The sequence below is a fragment of the Sinomonas sp. ASV322 genome, assembly GCF_030908245.1.
In the GTDB taxonomy this organism is placed as follows: domain Bacteria; phylum Actinomycetota; class Actinomycetes; order Actinomycetales; family Micrococcaceae; genus Sinomonas.
The window spans coordinates 38878-59293 of sequence record NZ_JAVFJJ010000009.1 but is presented as its reverse complement, the minus strand read 5'-3'; the positions used below and the strand labels follow the sequence as shown (position 1 = coordinate 59293).

The 20416-nt window shown below is 66.7% G+C and carries 14 protein-coding genes; 9 read left to right on the top strand and 5 right to left on the bottom strand.

Going from position 1 to position 20416, the window contains the following annotated elements:
- Positions 1-18: 18 nt before the first annotated feature.
- Together RBS12_RS13170 and RBS12_RS13165 are read right to left on the bottom strand one after the other, a co-directional pair.
- A complete protein-coding gene (locus RBS12_RS13170) occupies positions 19-588 on the bottom strand; it encodes an Rv3235 family protein (RefSeq protein WP_307966571.1) in 570 nt (189 codons plus the stop codon).
- Between the two features lie 70 nt (positions 589-658).
- Positions 659-1576, bottom strand: coding sequence for a hypothetical protein (locus RBS12_RS13165; protein WP_307966570.1), 918 nt, complete (start codon positions 1574-1576; stop codon positions 659-661).
- Between the two features lie 170 nt (positions 1577-1746).
- On the opposite strand from RBS12_RS13165, the gene RBS12_RS13160 reads away from it, so the two are divergent.
- On the top strand, positions 1747-2289 hold the full coding sequence (locus tag RBS12_RS13160; RefSeq protein WP_307966569.1) for a hypothetical protein: 543 nt from the start codon (positions 1747-1749) through the stop codon (positions 2287-2289).
- Positions 2290-2307: 18 nt separating this feature from the next.
- Here the strand turns inward: RBS12_RS13160 and RBS12_RS13155 are convergent, their stop codons facing one another.
- Complete coding sequence (locus RBS12_RS13155; RefSeq protein WP_307966568.1) at positions 2308-2529, bottom strand: helix-turn-helix domain-containing protein; 222 nt, start codon at positions 2527-2529, stop codon at positions 2308-2310.
- A 153-nt stretch (positions 2530-2682) separates the two neighbouring features.
- On the opposite strand from RBS12_RS13155, the gene RBS12_RS13150 reads away from it, so the two are divergent.
- The 4 genes from RBS12_RS13150 (at position 2683) to RBS12_RS13135 (ending at position 11144) form a co-directional block, all read left to right on the top strand.
- Positions 2683-3327 carry an SAF domain-containing protein gene (locus RBS12_RS13150; RefSeq protein WP_307966567.1) on the top strand — a complete coding sequence of 215 codons (645 nt, stop codon included), beginning with the start codon at positions 2683-2685 and terminating at the stop codon, positions 3325-3327.
- Positions 3324-4637 (top strand): chromosome partitioning protein, encoded by a 1314-nt coding sequence (locus tag RBS12_RS13145; protein WP_307966566.1) that lies wholly within the window; start codon positions 3324-3326, stop codon positions 4635-4637. Before RBS12_RS13150 ends, RBS12_RS13145 begins: the two co-directional genes overlap by 4 nt.
- 62 nt (positions 4638-4699) lie before the next feature.
- A complete protein-coding gene (locus tag RBS12_RS13140) occupies positions 4700-9565 on the top strand; it encodes an NAD-glutamate dehydrogenase (protein ID WP_373886523.1) in 4866 nt (1621 codons plus the stop codon).
- A 106-nt stretch (positions 9566-9671) separates the two neighbouring features.
- The gene (locus RBS12_RS13135) at positions 9672-11144 is read left to right on the top strand and encodes a histidine kinase N-terminal domain-containing protein (protein WP_307966565.1); all 1473 of its coding nucleotides are present in this window, start codon (positions 9672-9674) and stop codon (positions 11142-11144) included.
- A gap of 105 nt (positions 11145-11249) precedes the next feature.
- On the opposite strand, the gene RBS12_RS13130 is transcribed toward RBS12_RS13135, so the two are convergent.
- The gene (locus RBS12_RS13130) at positions 11250-11498 is read right to left on the bottom strand and encodes a WhiB family transcriptional regulator (protein ID WP_043127419.1); all 249 of its coding nucleotides are present in this window, start codon (positions 11496-11498) and stop codon (positions 11250-11252) included.
- A gap of 243 nt (positions 11499-11741) precedes the next feature.
- Between RBS12_RS13130 and RBS12_RS13125 the strand changes: the two genes are divergently transcribed.
- Complete coding sequence (locus RBS12_RS13125; RefSeq protein ID WP_307966564.1) at positions 11742-12170, top strand: hypothetical protein; 429 nt, start codon at positions 11742-11744, stop codon at positions 12168-12170.
- On the opposite strand, the gene RBS12_RS13120 is transcribed toward RBS12_RS13125, so the two are convergent.
- Positions 12133-16104 carry an FtsK/SpoIIIE domain-containing protein gene (locus RBS12_RS13120; protein WP_307966563.1) on the bottom strand — a complete coding sequence of 1324 codons (3972 nt, stop codon included), beginning with the start codon at positions 16102-16104 and terminating at the stop codon, positions 12133-12135. The genes RBS12_RS13125 and RBS12_RS13120 overlap by 38 nt on opposite strands.
- Positions 16105-16281: 177 nt before the next feature.
- Here RBS12_RS13120 and glf point away from each other — a divergent pair, with 177 nt between their 5' ends.
- Genes glf through RBS12_RS13105 form a run of 3 tightly spaced genes read left to right on the top strand, consistent with a single transcriptional unit; the run spans position 16282 to position 20404 of the window.
- Entirely contained in the window at positions 16282-17469 is a 1188-nt protein-coding gene (gene glf / locus RBS12_RS13115) for a UDP-galactopyranose mutase (protein WP_307966562.1), read from the top strand.
- Positions 17466-19517, top strand: coding sequence for a glycosyltransferase (locus RBS12_RS13110; protein WP_307966561.1), 2052 nt, complete (start codon positions 17466-17468; stop codon positions 19515-19517). The genes glf and RBS12_RS13110 overlap by 4 nt, the downstream gene beginning before the upstream one ends.
- A complete protein-coding gene (locus RBS12_RS13105; RefSeq protein ID WP_307966560.1) occupies positions 19514-20404 on the top strand; it encodes an ABC transporter permease in 891 nt (296 codons plus the stop codon). The genes RBS12_RS13110 and RBS12_RS13105 overlap by 4 nt, the downstream gene beginning before the upstream one ends.
- Positions 20405-20416 lie beyond the last annotated feature (12 nt).

Sequence of the window (20416 nt, the reverse complement as noted above, 5' to 3'; positions counted from 1 at the left end):
TCCGGGGGCGTCGGCCGGTCAGCCGATTTCCAGGGCCGTTACCCGCCAGCCGGTGTCGCGGATCTGTTCGAGCCGCATGGCGACGGCGCGGCAGCGCAGCCGGTCGGAGACGACAGCGCTCGCCTCGTACACCCCGGGCCGCACCACGCTTGCCCGTGACGAGAGGACCGTCGCACCCCGATGGATGAGGGCAAGCTGGGGCGCAGCCCCCGGGGCGTCTTTGCGGCTGAGCGATGCCCGCAGCTGGAGGGCGGCCAGAACGTCCCGATGGGCGACGTGCGCGAGCTGATGAACGGGCCGCAGTCCCGCGAGGACTTCGATGGCGGCCCCGGTGATGCGGGCAGCGAGCTGGGCGACCCATTTCCGTTCGTCAGCCGATCCGACGGCGTGGAGGTGACGCGGGGCGGCGACGGCAAATGGGACCGCGAGGGCGGAGCTCCCATCGGTGCTGGGCTCTCGTTCCGGCTTCTGTGCCATGGTGCCTCGGCGGTGCGTGCGGAGGCGGACGACTGTCTCGTCGCCGGGCTGGTCGATGGACGCAAGCCGGCGTCGATTCGTTTGGCTCGAGACCAAGCGTGGGACGTTCATGTGGAATCCTTCGGTCGGTTCTCGCGGTCAGTCGCACGGTGCTCGCGATGAGCGCTCGTCGGCGCGGCGCTCATCGGTTCGGTGGGCAGAGGAGCTGCCCGGGCCGAATGACGTCGGGGTTGCCGCCGATGACCTCTCGATTGGCGTCGAACCAGCGCGGCCACGCGTCGGCGACATCGAGCTCGCTCGCCCCCGGCCCGAGCTGTCGGGCGACGATGGTCCACAGCGAGTCTCCCGGTCGGACCTCGACCGCTGCCGTGTTGATGGTGGCCACGGGCCTCGTCTCGGTCCGAAGCAGCGGACCGCCCGAGGGCGGAGACGCCGTCGGTGTCCATGCGGGTTCGGTCGGGTGCGTGGTCGGGGACGACGGCGCATCGCTGGACGGCGCGTCGGGTGCCAGTGGGGACGGAGTCGAGGTCGGCGAGGTCGGCCCGGCTTGGGCTGCGTCGGGCTGGGGCGCCTGCGACGCCGCGGTCTGAGCGGGACCCACGGAGCTGGCGGTCTCCTGCATTGGCTCAAGCGGGCCGGCCTGTTCAGAACCGACCGTTGATGCGCTGACGGCCGTCGGAGACCAAGCCGGGTCCGGGGAATCCGGTGCGGCGTGCGCCGCGGTCCCTGTCATGAGGGTCATGCCGAGAACTGTCAGCGCGAGGCGTCGCATGAACGCGGGGGAGACCGCACTGGCCCACCCGGCCTGGCGATGGTGACCAGCGGCGGTGAACAGGGCCGCAGCCACGGCGAACGTCATCGCCACCAGCCACCACGAGACGACCGCGAGACCCGCGGCGCAGGCCATGAGGCCCAAGGCCACGTCGAGGTGGGCATTGCCGTCGGCCGCTCCAGCGAAGAGCGATGCGGGGTCGCCCCAGGTTCCTGGCGACGCCGCGTCGACGAGAAGTCGGCCCGCCGCGACGAGGACGGCACCGACTCCCAGAAGGGTGGTTGCCGTGATGGCGTCGACCACAGCTTGTTGCGATCTGCTGTTCATGAATCTCCCCCAGACGTCGGGCCCGATAGGGCCTTCGGTACTCGATCATGTCATTTGATGCAGTTTGATGTTGTGCAGCTAGTTTGAGCATCTTAGGCAGTGATTGTCCAGTCGAGGTCACTTTTGCTGGCGATTCGCGACAGAGGGACTCGCCGCTCTAGCATGTGCCCATGCGGTGGGAGGCGCTCTTCGACGATTTCGAGACCCAGATGGCGGAAGCTGAGCGCGCCCAGCTTGAGGCTCACGTGGGCGAATTGGCGCGAGCTGAGCAGTCGGCCGTGACCCTTGCTGACCGCCTTCGTGGACAGGTTGGTGCCTTGCTCGAGTTCGAGCTGCGCGGAAACACGAGGGTCAGCGGTCGGATCGTCACCGTCGCCGAGACATGGTGTTCGGTCGAGTCCGGACCTCGCGCGATGCTGATTCCCCTTGCCGGCGTGATGCGGGTCGGCGGTGTCGTGCGGCGTTCTCGCCACGAGCCGATCGGAGTTCGTCGCACCCTGAGCATCGCGTCCGCTCTACGGGCGTTGGCACGGGATCGTTCACCGGTCGCGTGCCATCTCGACGCACAGGGCGGCGAGCCGCGACTCGCCACCGGAACGATCGACGGAGTCGGACGCGACTATCTCGAGCTCACATCGACCGGCGACGAGCGGCCTCGGTCCACGACCCTCGTGCCGCTCGAAGCACTCATTGCCGTCGCCTCGCTCAGATGAGGTGAACCGAGCCCGCGTTCAGCCGACAGTGGGCCTCGAACGGTGTTCGGCGAGCATCTTCTCCGTCTTGGCGTAGCTCTCCTGGATGTATTCCTCGAGCTTGACGTCCTCGACGCGCCATTGCCCCCGGCCGCCGACCTGGATCGCCTTGAGCTCGCCGCTGCGCACGAGGGCGTAGGCCTGAGCCGAGCTGATCTGGAGCTGTTCGCAGACGTCGGCAAGCGTGAGGAAGCGAGGCATGACACTATTGTGCCATCAGTTGACACCGAATGACCCAGTTATCCACATACGGATGCCGTTTGGTGCTCGGAGTTGGCTCTTGGGCATATGTGAGACACAATGACGCTCAAGGCCGGCGTCGAGTCGGCGGTGACACAGGGGGGAGTGCACCTGATGAGTTCTGTCGACATGCCCGGCGCCATGCGCCTCAAGAAGCCGTCGTGGAAGGATCCGCGGCTTTTGGTTGGCATACTTCTGGTCTTCGCGTCGATCGCCGGCGTCGTGGCGCTGGTCCGCGCAGCGGATACGAGCACGGCGGTCTTCGCCGCGAAGGAAGACATCGCCGTTGGCCAGCCGATCACGGCGGACCGGCTGGTGGCCGTCGATGTCCGGCTTGGTGGGGTCGAGAGCCGATATATCGTTCCCGGCGGATTGGCCGACGGCAAGGTCGCCATCCAGCGCATCGCGAAGGGCGATCTGGTGCCGGCGTCGAGCCTCGGCCCGCCCGGTGCCCTCGGCCGCAAGCCGGTCACGATCAACGTGGCCGACGCGCTTCCGGCCGAGGCCGTCGCCGGGGCACGCGTTGACGTCTGGGTTGCGGCACCCGACGGGCGGAACGGCTTCTCGGATCCGAAGCTCGTCGTCGCCGCCGCCGAGATTGCGCATGTTGCTACGGCGCAATCGGCCTTCGGGGGCACTCGCGAGACGGTCGTCCAAGTGCTCGTCGACGACGCGCGGCTTCCTCAGCTGCTCGGAGCCCAGGCCAACAAGGCCAAGGTGTCGGTCGTGTGGAATCCCGCAGCGGGGCGGGCCCAATGAGCATTCCCGTCGTCACTGTCGGCCGGGAGCAGGCCGAGCTCGTCGGTGGGCTCGAGCGGCTTCACGGGCCGGTCACCGTGGTGCGACGCTGCGCCGAGCTCGCAGAGCTCATCGCAGCCTGTCAGAGCGGGCTCGCGCGTGTTGCGATCGTTGCGGGAGACACCTCCGACATCACGATCACCCTCGTTGATCGGCTCGCGGTGGTCGGCGTGGGCATTGTGGGCCTCTCGGACGACGACGGCGAGCGGCGTCGCTTGGGAGGCCTCGGCGTCAGCTCGGCTTCCGAGGGGGTGCCCTCCGATGAGCTCGCCGAGCTCGTCGCCCACGCGGCCCGCCTCGCGGACGCTCAGGCGGCGACGTCGTCGTTCTCGCTGGCCGGCGCACGTGCGGTTGGCGACGCGCCGCCTACGCCGGACGAGACCCCGGAAGGGGGCGACGGCGAGCCCTCGCCCGTGGGGGACATCGTGGCCTTCTGGGGGCCCATCGGGTCGCCAGGCCGCACGACCCTCGCCGTCAACGCTGCCGCGGAGCTCGTGCGCACGGGGAAGAATGTGCTCGTCGTCGACGCCGATACGTACGGCGCCAGCGTGGCGGCGCAGCTCGGGCTCCTCGACGAAGCAGCCGGCCTCGCTCAGGCATGTCGTCTCGCAGATCAAGGAGCGCTTGACGCTCCCGCCCTTCGACGGCTCGCGACGCCAGTCGTGACGGAAGCCGGGATTCTCCTCGTCCTCACGGGCATCACCCGTGCCGACCGATGGCCTGAGCTTCGCGCGCCTGCGCTCGGCGCCGTGCTCGAGCGGGCCCGGGAGATCGCCGATGTGGTCGTCGTCGATGCTGGGTTCTGCCTCGAGGCCGACGAGGAGCTCTCGTTTGACACCATGGCGCCTCGTCGCAACGCGGCGACGCTGCGTTCCCTTGAACTCGCCGATCGAGTCATCGCGGTCGGAGCGGCGGATGCCGTCGGAATGCCGCGTCTTGTGCGTGCGCTGGCCGAGCTCGAGCAGGCCGTGCCGCACGCGAATCCCGAGGTCGTGTTCAACAAGGTCCGCAAGGGTGCGCTCGGGCGCTTTCCGGAACGCGCCTTGCGCGACGCGTGGGCGCGGTTCGGGCCGCGCCGGCCCATCTCGGCGCTCGTGCCGCACGACGCCGACGCCGCCGACGCGGCGCTGTTCGGGGGATCGCTTCTGCTCGAATGCGCCCCGCAATCGCAGCTCAGGACCGCCGTCGCCAATCTGGTCTGTTCAGATGAACAGCAAAATCGAAAAACCGCTGTAGCAAGTGCTAGGGCACTCGTCGCGCGGCCGCGCTAGGCTCGGGGCAGCGCTGCAAAGCGGCAGCGCGGACAGTCCGTCCCGTGGAGGCGATTTTCACCGTGTCGACCGGAACTGCGCAGCAGACCCCGTTCCCCACCTCCGAGCAGGAGCCTCGTTTCCTGGCCGACTACTACGAGCATCTCGCGGACGAGGACCGCCAGTCCTACTCCACTGAAACGCTCGCCGAGCGCGCGAGGCGCCATCGCAACCTCGCCGAACAGCGGAACGCCGGGACGGCCAAGATCGAAATCGTCGACGAAGGCGGCCGCAGCATCGTCTACATCGTCACGGATGACATGCCGTTCCTCGTCGACTCCGTGAGTGCCGAACTGATCCGCGCGCATTGCGCGATCCACCTCGTCGTACACCCGATGTTCGTCGTCACGCGGCGCCGCGATGACGGCGTCCTCGTCGGCGTCGAACGTGTGCCGGCGCAGTGGGGCCTCGCGAGCGGCGACACGGCGGCGCTCCCGAAGCTAAGCCACCTGGTGTCGGATGGCGACGTGACGACGCACATGGAGTCGTGGATCACGATCGAGACGGATCGGATCTCGGCCGCTCGCAAGAACGAGCTGCGCGAAGGCATCCGGCGTGTGCTCGGGGACGTCCGCTCCGCCGTGGACGACTGGCAGCCTATGCGAGCGAAGGCCCTCGAGATCGCGCGCAGCCTCGACAAGGTGGTCGGCGGCGAGGACATCGCCGACCTCAAGCCCACGCAAGAGCTCCTCCATTGGCTCGAGGCAGGCAATTTCACCTTCCTCGGGTACCGCGAATACGACCTCAAGACCGAGAACGGCGAAGACGTCCTCGAACTCGTCGAGGGCAGCGGCCTCGGCCTCCTGCGCGGCGACGGCGCCCACGCCCTCCAACACCTCACGGCAGAGGGCCAGGCCCACGCCCGCGAACGGCGCGCCCTCAACGTCACCAAGGCCAACTCCCGCAGCACCGTCCACCGTCCTGCCTACCTCGACTACGTCGGCATCAAGCGCTTCGACGCGGAGGGCCAGGTGGACGGCGAGCGCCGCTTCATCGGCCTCTTCGCCTCGTCGGCGTACACGCAGTCGGCGCGGAGCGTCCCGATCGTCAAGGACAAGATCGAGTCGGTCATGCGCCAATCGGGCTTCCCTGCTGATTCCCACTCGGGCAAGGACCTCCTCGCGATCCTCGAGACGTACCCGCGCGACGAGCTCTTCCAGATGGACGCGAAGCTCCTCTTCGACACCGTCATGAGGATCCAGCTCCTCCAAGAACGCCGTCGGACGCGCCTCTTCCTCCGGCCGGACCTCTTTGGGCGTTTCATGAACGCCGTCGTCTATCTCCCCAAGGACCGCTACAACACCGCCGTCCGCCGGAGGATTGAGGTCGAGCTCGAGAAGGAGTTCCATTCCGACCAGATCGACTACGACGCCCATCTGAGCGAGTCCGCGCTGGCGCGCCTGTACTTCCGCATCCGACTCCCCAAGGGCGCGTCCGCCAAGGAAGTCGACATGAATGCCCTCGAGCAGCGGCTCGTGACGGCAACGCGTTCGTGGGCCGAGGGGATCGCCCAGGTCCTCCACGAGAATCGGACGCTCGACGAGGCCGAGCATCTCGCCGCGGTGTGGTCCGAGGCGTTCCCCGCCGCGTATCGCGTCGACTACAGCATCGAGGACGCGCTCGACGATATCCAGTGGTTCGAGGACTACGCGACCGAGCGCGAGGCCGCAGAAAAGGCCGAGGGCGAGGAAATGCCCGAGCGCCCGGCCGTGCGGGTCTACGTCCCCGAAGGCGTTGGCGCCGAACTCGAGGAGGACGCGCGAGTCAAGCTCTACCTCCTTGAGCCGAAGAGCCTGAGCCAGATCCTCCCGTACTTCCACAATCTCGGCCTCGAGGTCCTCGACGAGAAGCCGTTCGAGATCGAGACCGCGGACGCACGCGACTTCTTCCTCTACGATCTGGGCCTCAAATATCCCGCGCAGGTCGATCCGCTTGCGACCGGTGATCTTCTCGCGGACGCCTTCGGCGCCGCGCTCGCCGGCGAGACCGAATCGGATCTGCTCGACCGTCTGGTTCTCCGCGAGGGCATGAGCTCGCGCCAGGTGGTGATTCTCCGCAGCTATGCGAAGTACATGCGCCAGACGGGGAACACGAACTCGCTGGGCTTCATCGCGGACACGCTCCTCGCGAACTCTGCCGTCACGCGGCGCCTCATCGCGCTGTTTGAAGCCCGCTTCGACCCGAGCCTCGCCGAGGACGAGCGGACCGCCGCGTCCGAGCGGCTCCGCGCCGAGCTCGTCGAGGCGCTCGAGCAGGTCCCGACGCTCGACGCCGATCGCCTCCTGCGCACGTTCATCAACCTCATCGAGGCGACGTTGCGCACGAACTTCTACCTCGGCAAGTCGTACCTGAGCCTCAAGCTGCGTCCGGCCGATATCGTGGGCCTCCCGTCGCCGAAGCCGCTCTTCGAGATCTGGGTCTACTCGCCGCGCGTTGAGGGCGTCCATCTGCGCTTCGGAAAGGTGGCCCGCGGCGGGCTGCGCTGGTCCGATCGCCGCGAGGACTTCCGCACCGAGATCCTCGGCCTCGTCAAGGCCCAGGTCGTCAAGAACGCGGTCATCGTCCCAACCGGCGCGAAGGGCGGCTTCTTCGCGAAGCGTCTGCCGAACCCGGCCGTCGACCGCGCCGCGTGGCTCGCCGAGGGCATCGAAAGCTACAAGACGTTCATCCGAGGCCTTCTCGATCTCACCGACAACCGCGTGACGGCCCCCGGCGAGGGCGAGCGCGTGGTGCCGCCCGCCGCCGTCGTCCGTCATGACGACGACGATCCCTACCTTGTCGTCGCGGCGGACAAGGGCACCGCCACGTTCTCCGACATCGCGAACGGCATCTCTGCGGAGTATGGCTTCTGGCTCGGCGACGCCTTCGCGTCGGGCGGCTCGGTCGGCTACGACCACAAGGCGATGGGCATCACCGCCCGCGGCGCGTGGGAATCGGTCAAGCGGCACTTCAGCGAGCTCGACGTCGACACCCAGACCGAGGACTTCACCGTCGTCGGCGTAGGCGACATGTCCGGCGACGTCTTCGGCAACGGCATGCTCCTCTCCGAGCACATCCGTCTTGTCGCGGCGTTCGACCACCGCCACCTGTTCCTTGATCCGAATCCGGACCCGACGACGTCGTTCGCGGAGCGCCGCCGGCTCTTCGACCTGCCGCGCTCGTCGTGGGACGACTACAACAAGGACCTCCTGAGCCCGGGCGGCGGGGTGTTCCCGCGTACGGCGAAGTGGATCCCGGTCTCGCCAGAGGTGCGCGAGGCGCTCGGGCTGCCCGAGGAGACCAAACAGCTGAGCGTGAATGAGATTCTCCGCGCGATCCTGCTCGCGCCCGTCGACCTCCTGTACAACGGCGGGATCGGCACGTACGTCAAGGCGAGCACCGAGACCCATGCTCAGGTCGGCGACAAGGCCAACGACGGGATCCGCGTCGATGGCCGCGAGCTGCGCGTCAAGGTCGTGGGGGAGGGCGGCAACCTCGGCTTCACCCAGCGCGGGCGCATCGAGGCCGCGCTTCAGGGCGTCATCCTCAACACGGACGCGATCGACAACTCTGCCGGCGTCGACTGCTCCGACCACGAGGTCAACATCAAGATCTTCGTGGACCGCATGGTCGCGGCGGGCAAGCTTGCCGAGAGCGAGCGCGCGGGCTTCCTGGCATCGATGACGGACGACGTCGGCCGGCTGGTGCTCGAGGACAACATCGACCAGAACATCCTGCTCGTCAACGACAGGGCTCTCGTGGCTCCGCTCAGCCCTGCGCTCGAGCGGCTCATGGACTGGCTCGAGGTCAACGCTGATCTCAGCCGCGAGCTCGAGGCGCTTCCGACGACGGCGGAGCTCCACCGCCGCCTCGAACAGGGTCAGGGCCTCACGTCGCCCGAGCTCTCGGTGCTCGCGGCCTATGCCAAGATCGAGCTCGCGAAGTCGCTTCTGGAGAGCGATCTCGCCGACGATCCGTGGTTCGAGGACACTCTGCGGAATTACTTCCCGGCGGAGCTGAGGGAGCGTTTCGGGTCCGAGCTCGACACGCACCCCCTGCGTCGCGAGATCATCTCGACGATCGTGGCGAACGACATGGTCAACCTTGGCGGCATCACGTTCGCGTTCCGCGCGATCGAGGAGACGAGCGCGACCGACGCGGCCGTCGCGAAGGCCTTTGTCGCGCTCCGCGAGGTGTACAAGCTCGACGAGATGACCGACGCGCTCAACGCGCTTCCGGCGTCGTTCCCCACCGAGCATTGGACCGCGATCCATCACGACATCCGCCGCCTCCTTGACCGCGCCGTCCGGTGGCTTATCCACCAGGGCACGAGCGGCCGCACGATCGGCGAGGTCGTCGAGCTGTACGCGGGACCGACGGCGGCGCTTCGAGCCCGACTCCTGCAGTTCCTGCGTGGTCAGGACGCTGTGCGCGTTGCGAGCTGGCTCGAGCGGGCGAACGAGTGGGGCCTCCCGAAGGGACTCGCGCACCGCTGGGCCGAGCTGTTCGAGAGCTACGCGCTTCTCGACATCGCCCGGATCGCCCAGACCTCGGACGAGTCCGTCGAAGAGATCGCGGGCGTGTACTACACGGTGTTCGACCGCTTTACCGTCGACGCGCTCCTCGAGCGGATCACGGCGCTTCCCCGCAGGGACCGCTGGCAGGCGCTCGCGCGCGCGGCCCTCCGCGATGACCTCTACAGCACGGTTGCGGACATGACCCGTTCGATCATGGAGATGTCGCCGGCGGGCACCGCCCCCGAGGAGCGGCTGGCAGCGTGGGAGGCGGAGAACGCAGAGTCTCTGGGCAGGGCAGCAACCATGTTCCGCGAGGTCAACGCGCTCGAGAGCGACGACATGGCGTCCCTGTCGGTAGCATTGAGGCTGCTCCGGTCCATCGTGCGCCACTGAGGCATCTTTCCTCACGGGCTGTCTGTATTGTTGACGCGCGCTCCGGAGGCCGCGGGGAACGTTGTTCCCCGCGGTCGGCGCGTTCTCTCTTCGACAAGGCGGTACGGTGGCGCTCTTCACGGACACCATCCGGGAACAGGCTGACTTCGGTCCGGGCGACGCCGAGTGGCTCCACCTTCTGGTGGGCGACTGGCAGCTCATCGCGGACCTGGCCTTCGCGGACCTCGCGCTGTGGTTCCCAGATCCCCAGGACGGTTACACGGCGCTCGCGCATGTGCGTCCCTCGACGACGCACACGGTCTTCCACGAGGACATCGTGGGGGAGAGGATTCGCGGCGACCTCAAGCCGCTCGTGGACCGTGCCTGGGAGAGCCAGACGATCGAGCGCAGCCACGAGACGAGCTTCAGCGCCGAGATGGCGCTTCGCGTCGAGGCCGTGCCGTTCGTGCGCAACGGTCGCACGCTCGCAGTCGTCACCTCGCACATGGACCTGTCGAGCTCGCGCATGCCCTCGCGCCTCGAGCTCACGTACCGGCAGTGCGCGTATGACCTCCTCCGCATGGGCACGCTCGGCCTGTGGCCGGACTTCGCTTCCCCCACGGGCTCCCGGCGCGGCGCGCCGCGCGTCGGCGATGGACTGATCCGCCTCGACGCGGAGGGGATCGTCCAGTATGCGAGCCCGAACGGCGTTTCGGCGTTCCGGCGGCTCGGCGGCATCGACACGCTCGAAGGCCGCTCGCTCGCCGAGCTGACGACGAACCTTCTCAAGGACCGCCGGCTCGTCGATGAGACGCTGCCGCTCGTCGTCACGGGCCGCATGCCATGGCGCAGCGAGATCGAGTCGCGTGGGGTGAGCCTGTCCCTCCGGGCGATTCCGCTGCGCGACGAGCGCGAGCGCTTCGGCGCCCTCGTCCTGTGCCGTGACGTGTCCGAGCTGCGCCGGCGCGAGATGGAGCTCGTGACGAAGGATGCCACGATCCGCGAGATCCATCACCGAGTCAAGAACAATCTCCAGACGGTGGCTGCGCTCCTCCGCATGCAGTCACGTCGCATGAAGAGCGAAGAGGCGCGGCAGGGGCTCGAGCAGGCTATGCGGCGCGTCGCAACGATCGCGCTCGTGCACGAGACCCTTTCGCAGGGCCTCGCCCAGAACGTCGACTTCGACGAGCTCATCGACCGCCAGTTCAGGCTCTCGGCCGAGGTCGCGACTGGCAATCAGCATGTCGCGACGGAGCGGGAGGGGACGTTTGGGCATCTGCCGAGTGACCTCGCGACCCCGCTGGCGCTCGTCATCAACGAGCTCGTGACGAACGCCGTCGAGCACGGGCTCGAGGATCGTTCTGGCACGGTGTGGCTCATCGCCCGCCGCGGGCAGGACGAAGCGGGCGAGGAGACGCTTGAGGTCACGGTGGCGGACGACGGCGTGGGCATGCCGGGGCAGCAGAACCGGCACGAAGGGCTGGGCCTCCAAATTGTGCGCACCCTGGTGACGAGCGAGCTCGGCGGCTCGATTCACTGGGGTCCACGCGACGGCGGCGGGACCGAGGTCACCATCACGCTGCAGCTGGGCCGGAGCTGAGGCCGCGCACCGCTGTCGGCTGGGCTGGGCCGGGGAGGCTCGGCCAACGACGACGCCCGCCGAGCCGTGGGCTCGACGGGCGTTGCGTTCGCAGTACGGGTGGGTTCAGGAAGCGCGCCGTGCGCGGGCGGCTCGCCGCTTGAGGGCGCGGCGCTCGTCCTCGCTCATGCCGCCCCAAACGCCGGCGTCCTGACCCGACTCAAGGGCCCACTGCAGGCACGTATCGATCACCGGGCAGCGGCGGCAGACACTCTTGGCTTCCTCGATCTGGAGGAGCGCCGGGCCCGTGTTCCCAACAGGGAAGAAAAGCTCGGGGTCCTTGTCGAGGCAGGCTGCTCGATCACGCCAATCCATAGTTCTAGAAGTACTCCGTGTTCAGGGGGACCAGCCTTGTGAAGATTTTCACGAGTCGTCCCAAAGCAAAGGGGCCTGTGGGGCCCCGCGGTCAACTTCATTAAGGTTGTCACGTTAACTGTGTGTAAACAAGGGGTTCGGACGAGGATTTGGGCCTGAACGAGAGAGGGATTTATCACATTTGAGCCGTTCGGCGGGCTCGATCCGTCGGGTCGTTCTGCAGACTGCGAGTAGTCTCAGGCTGTGCAGTCATCGACCCCTTCAGGGCCGTTCCGGGGCAGGCCGGTTCAGCTCGCCGTGCTCGTCGGCATCGTCCTGACGGAAGCCGTCGCATTGTTGGCGTTCGCGGTCTTCTTCGCCGTTGGCCTGGTGTCCGGACAGGCTGAGGTTTCTCCCGCGGGGGCCGCTTTCATGATGGTGCTCCTCGCCGTGTTCGGCGTGGGGGTCGCGACGGCCGGGATCTTCCTGTGGCGTGGCTATCGCTGGGCGAGATCTGTCGTCCTCGTCGTGCAGCTTTTCGCCGCCACCATCGGATTCCCTGCACTCACGGGTGGATCGATCGCCTACGGCCTCCTCATTCTCGTCCCCGCGGCAGCCGCCGTCGTCCTGCTGTTCAGCAGGCCCGTTTTCGCGGTCACGCAGCGTTCTGCCCGGGAGACGCCTCCCGAATGACTTGGGTGGGCGCGGCCCATCCAAGCTGGACATCGACGGCTCGGCCTTCCACGACCGCCACGGCGCGCCCTGGCGGAGCCGCGATGGGCGGATCGAGGCGGACGCCGAACGCATCCCCATCGGACGGTGATCGGGGTCGAAGAGCGATTCCCACGCCGGACGATCGGGCCCAGAGGGCCAGCGGGCATTGGGCGTAGAGGTTGGCGCTGAAACTCGCCGTCGCCACGATCGCCGCGCCCGCGTCAAGGGCTGAACGGAGTTTCTGATTCTCCGACGCGTTCAAGCGGTCGGCGTCGTCGACGAGCAGGATGCGGAGGCCTCCCGAATCGGGTGTCGCTGTGGGGCTGGTGATGGCCTCGGTCCACTTGTGTGCGGCTCCCGAGCCCGTGTGCCACGTGGCCGCGCCGGGATTCATGACCGGCAGGGCCTCGAGGAACGAGCTCTTGCCGGAGCCTGGCGACCCGAGCACGAGGAGCACGCCACCCGGACTGAGAGGGATTGAGAGCGGCGATGCTTCGTCGCCGTGCAGTCCGATCGTGAGCTGGACACGGCGGGAAGCCGCGATCGGCGGGGAAGGGAGCGGTTGCGGAGAGCGTGGCCCGTCGACGACCCTGGTCGCGGAGCTTTCCGCCACGATGCTGCCCGCTGCCGCCACGGCCGGAAGCTCCCGCACCCTGAACGGTTCCTGCGCCGCGCGGCGGGGCGAGGCGCCGAAGTGGTCCAGCGGTGGCTCGAAGCAATGAACGGCGACCGGCGTGTCCGGGGAGAGTGTCCCCGCCGCGATCGCTCGCCCCGGGCGATTGCCCTCGGGAATGAGACGAGGCCAGCCGAGCCGGGCCTCGTCAGGTGATCCCCACGGGAAGAAGAGCCGGCATGGAATGCCCGCGAACGCGCGAGACGCCGCGAGATCGCGCTCGCCCGAAGCGGCGATCACGAGACCGCTCGTGCCACCGTCCCGTACGAGGTCCGTAAGCTGTTCCTCCGCGCGGGCCTGGGGACTCTGGCGCCATGCGGCGACCCAGCTGCCCCACCCGGACACGATGAGAACGAGACGAGGTGGTGCGTCGGTCGAAGCCGCGCCTCCGGTCGCACGGCGAAGGCCAACTTCCTCCGCGAGCCGATCGAGGACTCGTGCCCCGCGGCGCAGGTCGTCGAGGCTCACGTAGGCCCCCACCCGCGGGTGCGATGACAGGCCAGCGAGCGTGCCGTCGGCGTCGAGGACGTACAGGTGCCATTCAGCGGGAGCCTCGGCGAGGTGGAAGGCCAAGGCCGCGAGAGCGTCGCGGGAGCCCGACTGCGGAGCACCGATGAATGCGAGATGGCCTTGTTCGTCGGGGGACCAGCGCAGAATCTTGGTGCGCTGTTCGTGGGGAAAGTCGGCCATCCCGAGAGGTACCCGCCGGCCTCGGGCCAAGGGAGCGGGTCCCGCGCGGTCGGGGAGCGGCTCCGCCACCGGGGGCCGCGGCCGAGCACCCCTCAGCTCTCGCCAGGCGTGCTGGGCTGAGGCGACGAACGGGGCCGCTGCCTCCTCGGGCGAGGTGCGCGAGCTGTCCTCTCGCCAGGTGCCCCACTGCAGCCACTTGTGTGCGGTGATGAGTCGACTTCCGTGCGCCCGAGCGGGCGCCAAGCCGAGCGAGGCAGTCTGGAATTCGACGAGCCCCTCTCCCGGCGTGGCGAGGAACGCCCGTCCCGGGACGCCCGCCGGGATCCGCGCGGCGTCGGGCGTTCCGAGCACGTCGCGGGACTCAGACTCGTTGGCAACTCGGAGGACGATCATCGATGAGACATTGGCTCGGATGTCCGTGCTGATGGCACCTTGCGGCCGCTGGGTCGCCATGACGAGGTGAATGCCAAGGGACCGGCCGATGGTTGCCACGCGAAGGAGTTCCGCGAGCGATTCGGGGGCGCCGTCGACGAGCATCCGGAACTCGTCGACGACGATCACGAGCCTCGGAACTGACTCCCTGCGTTCGCGGGAGCTGTACCCCGCGATATCCGCGCAGCCTGCCTCGGCGAACAGGCGTTCGCGCCGCGCAAGCTCGGCCCTCAAAGATCTGAGGGTCCGGTTGATGCTGCCTTCGAGGTCGCTGACGAGGCCGACGCAGTGCGGAAGACCGGCAAGGGGTGCGAGGCCTGAGCCGCCCTTGAAATCGACGAAGAGGAACGTGAGCGCGGCGGGTGAGTGGGCTGCAGCGGCCGAGCACACGAGGGTCCGGAGCAGCTCGGACTTGCCTGAGCCAGTGGTGCCGGCCACGAGGAGGTGCGGGCCGTGGGCTACGAGGTCCAAGCCGGCTGTTCCCCCCGCGCTCCGCCCTAATGGGATCCACATTGGGGCTTCGCCTTGACCAGGTGCCGTCTTAGGTGGGCTCCAGCTTAGGAGGAGGTCGTCCGTCTCGACCCCGAGGATTTCGGCGAGGCCGCACCGCGAAGGCACGGCGCCGCCGTCGTTCGCTGACTTTCGCTGCCCAAGCTTCCGGGCTGCGGCTTCGAAGGGCCGTGCCGGCAGTAAGTCGGCCACGAATTCGGAGCGTTGTCCCTGCGTCGTGAGCGCGGCCCTTGAGCCGCTGAGATCGACTTCGGTGTTTGCGGCGCCGACCCGGATGCCGTCGATCACTCCGAGACCTCGGGAGGCCGCCGCCGCGGCAAGCTGGGCGGCCGGCTCCCGGTCAAGGGGCGGGAGAAGGACGACGACGCCGCGTTCCCGGGGCAGGTCCGGGTGGGCCGCCGCTGCGCGCGCGACCTTCGCATCCGGGAGCACCCTGATCCGGGGGAGAAAGCGTGCGGCAAGCCGAAGCGTCGGCGAACCGCCAGCAACGACGATGTGGAGCCCCGATGCCGCGGACGTCGAGGCGAGTTGGAGCAGGGCGAATCGGACAAGGCCTTCAACAGCGTTCCCCGGTCCGCGGACCGAGATACAGCCCAGGACGGCAACGGTCACCGGCGCGGCTGCATGGTGCGGGATGTCCGTTCCGTCCGTCGGTTCGAGGCTGAGGTCCGCGGGCTGACGGGCAGTGCCGAGGCGCACGACGAGGTTCTCGCGGGGTGGGCCATTCCGTGCGGGGGAGCCCGCTGCCCTGCACAGTTCGATTGCGTCCGGGGCCGAGAGAGTCCTGCGCTCCAAGTCCCTTTCGACGGCCCGTGCAAGCCGTCTTCGGAAGGAGCCGCGTGCCCCGCGGGCGCCGAGCCCGGCGGCGAAAGCAGTCACAACGGAAAGCCCCGTGAAGGCAAGGAACGTCCACTGGCCCGTCACGACTGCCATTCCGATCCCGACGATGAGGGGAAGGACGATCATCGCGGTCGCGGCACCGCGGCGCGGAGTCTGAGACTGCTCGACGCGCAGGGGTGGCCCGTGGTGGTCCCCCGCCGTCTCGTCGAGGGCGGTCGCTTCAGGAAACTCGAGTGAGAGCGTTGAGGAGCCGATCCTCACGCGATCGCCCGTTCGCAGCGTCGCGGACTTCGTCCGGCGACGGCCAACCCACGTGCCGTTAGCGCTGCCGGCATCGATGACGCGCGCTGAGGTCTCGCTGACGATGAGCTTCGCATGATGGCGCGATACGTCGGGGTCGGGGAGGGGGATGTCGACTGAGATATCTGAACCAGGTGAGCGTCCGATGACGTGGAGCCCACGCGCGAGGGGGAATGACGTGCCGGCGGCTGGCCCCGTGCGGACAACGAGGTCGAGACGCGAGTCTGGGTGGCGAAGGGGAGCCGCGCCGTTCGCGAGCAGCAGTGCACCGTCGTGAAGGGGCGGGACCCCAACGACAAGCGATCCGAGCGGCTCGCCTTCGACTGTGATTCTCGTCGCGTTGCGCGTGCGAGCGAGAAGGTCGGCGAGCTCGCGTCCTGGCTCGCCCTCGGCGACCTCGGCCACGAAGTCCTCGCGGACGTCCCGTCGTGTCGCGCCGGGCGAGATGAGTGTGAAGTGAAGTTCCATGGCCCCCAACCTTGTCCCGCAATCAAGGCTATGGAGGGGTGCCGACATTTCGCCACCCGGGACCGGGCTATGTGGATAACCTGCCCTCTCGCGGGGCAGGCGGCTGTGTCCGGTAGTCTTGGACCGCAGGAAGACCCGTGCTCTGAGCGCTGGCATGCCCCGATTACAGGAGAATTTGTGGACGCTGATCTCGTCGTCGTCGGATCTGGCTTCTTTGGCCTTACGGTGGCCGAGCGGGCCGCCAAGGAACTGGGCCTCAAGGTCACCGTGATCGATCGCCGCCATCACATCGGTGGCAACGCGTACAGCGAAGATGATGCGCAAACGGGGATCGAGGTCCACCGCTACGGAGCCCACCTCTTCCACACGTCCAACCAGCGTGTGTGGGAGTACGTGAACGAGTTCACGAGCTTCACCAACTACGTGCACCGCGTCTACGGAGTGCACAAGGGCGAAGTTTTCCCACTCCCCATCAACCTGGGCACCATCAACCAGTTCTTCCGCGCCAATTACACGCCGTCGGAGGCTCGCGCCCTCATCGAGGAGCAGGCGGGCGAGCTCGCGGGCACCGACCCGCAGAACCTCAACGACAAGGGCATCCAGCTCATCGGACGCCCGTTGTACGAGGCGTTCATCAAGCACTACACGGGCAAGCAGTGGCAGACGGACCCGAAAGACTTGCCCGCCGGCATCATCTCGCGCCTCCCAGTGCGGTACACGTACGACAATCGCTACTTCAACGACACCTACGAAGGCCTGCCGACCAACGGCTACACCGCGTGGATCGAACGCATGGCCGACCACCCGAACATCACGGTCCAGCTCAACACTGACTTCTTCGACGAGTCGCAGCCCATCAGCAAGGGGAACGTAGTCGGCAATGTGCCGGTGATCTACACCGGGCCCGTCGACCGCTACTTCGACTACGCCGAGGGCGACCTCTCGTGGCGCACGATCGACTTCGAAGAGGAAGTGCTCGACGTCGGCGACTTCCAGGGCACGTCAGTGGTCAACTACAACGACGACGACGTTGCATGGACGCGCATCATCGAACCGCGCCACTTCCATCCCGAGCGCAATTACCAGACCGAGAAGACGGTCATCATGCGAGAGTTCTCGCGCTTTGCGGAGAAGGGCGACGAGCCGTATTACCCGATCAACACTGAGGTGGATCGCGCCAAGCTTCTCGCTTACCGCGATCTCGCCAAGACCGAGAAGTCGGTCCTGTTCGGCGGTCGCCTCGGCACCTACAAGTACCTCGACATGCACATGGCAATTGGCTCTGCCCTGAGCATGTTCGACAACAAGATCGGGCCACACTTCACCGAGAACGCGGCCCTTGTGAGCGGAGGAGTGGACGAGTGACGACGGCGGAGGCTCCTGTGGAGCTTCGCTGGGGCCTCCTTCAGCGCACCATTCTGCCGCTTGAGGGTCAGGCGGACGTTGTTCCGCTGTATGTCGATGCGGGCTCGGCCAACGGCGTTCGGTTGGTGGAGGACGACGGAATGTATCGCGTCCCCAAGCGCCGTGAGGACAAGCTCAATCTTGTGAGTTCGAGCGAGGCTGAGGCGCACTATGAGGACTTTCTCTCTCGGGAGTCCATGGCGGTCCGCCCGGGACAGCACGTTTCGTTTGGCACGTACTTCAACGCTTTTCCTGCCAGCTATTGGCGTCGGTGGACGTCGGTGCGCGAGATCCGGCTGGTCGTCGAGACTAAGGGGCGAGGCGCCGTCGTCGTCTATAAGACGAATGCTCGCGGTGCCATCCAGCGCGTCGCCGGGAAGAGGGTCGACGGCGACGGGACGGCGACAGTATTCGATCTCACTCTGAAGCCGTTCGGCGACGGTGGCTGGTATTGGTTCGACGTAAACGCGAGTGTGGACGGCCTTGAACTGACGTCGGCGCGATGGGAGGGACTCGTTCCGCCTCGCGTTCGTGAGACGTCCATCACCTTGCAGATCACGACGGTGAACAAGCCTCAGTTCTGTATCGACAATGCGCGTATTCTCGCGGACAGCCTCGATCGACTTGACGCGGTGCGCGAAATTCTCATCGTCGACCAAGGTACGGATAAGGTCCGCGACCATCCCGATTTTCTGGAGATCGAGGCCGGGCTCGGCGGACGCCTGCGTGTCATCGAACAGACAAATCTTGGAGGCTCCGGCGGATTCGCTAGGGGGATGTTTGAGGCGCTAGAAGGTGGTCACGACTACGCTCTCCTGCTTGACGACGACGTGGTGATCGAACCTGAGAGCATCACGCGCCTTGTGACATTCGCTGATCTGTGCCGGAAGCCGACCATCGTCGGTGGGCACATGTTCGACCTCTACAACCGGACGACCCTCCACACGTTCGGCGAAGTCGTGGACCTCCACCGAGTCCAGCCTGCGCCGCCGCATGAAGACATGGAGCTCGGCCACGACTTCAGCCGATCGAATCTCCGCCAGACGCGGTGGCTTCACCGTCGTACGGACGTCGATTACAACGGTTGGTGGATGTGCCTCATCCCCACTGAGGTCATGCGGGAGATCGGTCTCGCAATGCCAGTGTTCATCAAATGGGACGACTCCGAATACGGGCTCAGGGCACGGAACGCCGGGTTCAACACGGTGAGCTTCCCGGGCGCTGCGGTGTGGCACGTGTCGTGGGTCGACAAGGATGACCTTGTCGGTTGGCAGGCGTATTTCCATGAGCGCAACCGCACCATTACCGCACTCCTCCACAGTGAATTTGCTAAGAGCGGACGAGTCCTGCGTGAGTCCGTCCAGAACGACGTCAAGCATCTAGTTTCCATGCAGTACTTCACTCAGCACGGACGCATCATGGCGCTCCGGGATCTGTTCGACGGACCGGAAGGGCTGCACAATAAACTCGCGGCCAAGCTTCCCGAGATCAATGCGGTGCGAGCCCAGTACTCTGATGCGCAGATCAGAAGCGACGTCGATGATTTCCCGTCGCCCAAGGCAGGCCGCAGTCTGACAGGCGGACCCGCGATTGCTCCGTCTAAGAAGCAGCTCGTGCCGTGGGCACTCAAGACGGTAAGCCGGCAGTTGCTGCGAGCACCGCTCGAGGACTCGACCGTGCGGCCCCAGGGCTTCTTGGCGCACCGCGACAACAAGTGGTGGCGCCTTGCCGGGTATGACAGCGTGATTGTCTCGAACGCGGAGGGCACTGGCGCGTCGTGGTACCAGAGGAAGCCCGAGCTGCTGCGCAGCATGCTGGCCGAAGCCACAAGGCTTCATGCGCGGCTTTACCGGGACTGGGAGCAGCTCGCGGAGCGCTATCGCGCAGGCATGCCGAAAGTTACCTCGATTGACGCATGGCGCGAGACCTTCACCAAGCACACTGTTTTCGACACCGGTCGTGCCGACTCTGGTGGAGAAGCGGCCGTGGCCGCTGAGGCCGAGGCATGACCGTGCCGTCTACGATGGATCCTGAGGCTGGCCTCACTTTCCCGGGTCGAAGTGGCGGACTCAAAGACGTCTATAGGAATCGGTTCCTTCTCAAGCTTCTTGTCCGCAAGGAAATCAGAGTCCGCTACCGAGGATCGGCTCTGGGGATCCTGTGGTCCTACATGAAGCCGGGACTGCAGTTTCTTGTGTTTTATGTCGCCCTCGGCCTGTTCCTCAATGTGCAGGGTTCCACACCGAACTATCCGATCTATCTTTTCGCAGGCATCGTTCTGGTGAATTTCTTTACCGAGGCTCTCGGCAATGCGACACGATCGATCGTCGGGAACCGAGACTTGATCCGCAAGATCTACCTTCCGCGTGAGCTCTTTCCGGTGGCTAGCGTGTGGGTCTCGGCGGCTCATTTCCTTCCGCAGGTGCTGATCCTCGTCGTCGTGTGTCTCTTCTTTGGGTGGCTGCCCACGGTCTGGTCCGTTCTGGCTCTGGTCGCAGCTTTCGCGATGGTTTCTGTCCTTGCCGTCGGTCTGGGACTGTTCTTTGGCGCGGTGAACGTCTACTTCCGGGACTCAGAGAATCTTGTCGATCTGCTGATCATGATGGTTACCTGGGCCTCTCCGGTGCTCTATTTGTGGAGTCAGGTTGAGCACGTTCTTGGGCCAGCTTTCAATGTCTATCAGGTCAATCCGATGACAGTGGGCGTCGAAGTGTTCCACTGGGCGTTCTGGAGGTCGACGCTCAACCGCGGTCAGCTCGCTTCACCGGCGGCTGCTGAGGTTCCTGACTTGTTCACCTTGTGGCTGCCGCTCGCGGCTGTCGTCACCCTTCTGACCTTGGCTCTCGGCCAGTGGGTTTTCGCTCGCTTGTCCGTCAAGTTCGCCCAGGAGCTGTGAGTGGCTGAGCAC

Excerpts from the sequence above, each read along its gene's own strand:
- RBS12_RS13170 (WP_307966571.1), bottom strand. The coding sequence starts at position 588 with ATGAACGTCCCACGCTTGGTCTCGAGCCAAACGAATCGACGCCGGCTT.
- RBS12_RS13165 (WP_307966570.1), bottom strand. The coding sequence starts at position 1,576 with ATGAACAGCAGATCGCAACAAGCTGTGGTCGACGCCATCACGGCAACC.
- RBS12_RS13160 (WP_307966569.1), top strand. The coding sequence starts at position 1,747 with ATGCGGTGGGAGGCGCTCTTCGACGATTTCGAGACCCAGATGGCGGAA.
- RBS12_RS13155 (WP_307966568.1), bottom strand. The coding sequence starts at position 2,529 with ATGCCTCGCTTCCTCACGCTTGCCGACGTCTGCGAACAGCTCCAGATC.
- RBS12_RS13150 (WP_307966567.1), top strand. The coding sequence starts at position 2,683 with ATGAGTTCTGTCGACATGCCCGGCGCCATGCGCCTCAAGAAGCCGTCG.
- RBS12_RS13145 (WP_307966566.1), top strand. The coding sequence starts at position 3,324 with ATGAGCATTCCCGTCGTCACTGTCGGCCGGGAGCAGGCCGAGCTCGTC.
- RBS12_RS13130 (WP_043127419.1), bottom strand. The coding sequence starts at position 11,498 with ATGGATTGGCGTGATCGAGCAGCCTGCCTCGACAAGGACCCCGAGCTT.
- RBS12_RS13120 (WP_307966563.1), bottom strand. The coding sequence starts at position 16,104 with ATGGAACTTCACTTCACACTCATCTCGCCCGGCGCGACACGACGGGAC.
- RBS12_RS13105 (WP_307966560.1), top strand. The coding sequence starts at position 19,514 with ATGACCGTGCCGTCTACGATGGATCCTGAGGCTGGCCTCACTTTCCCG.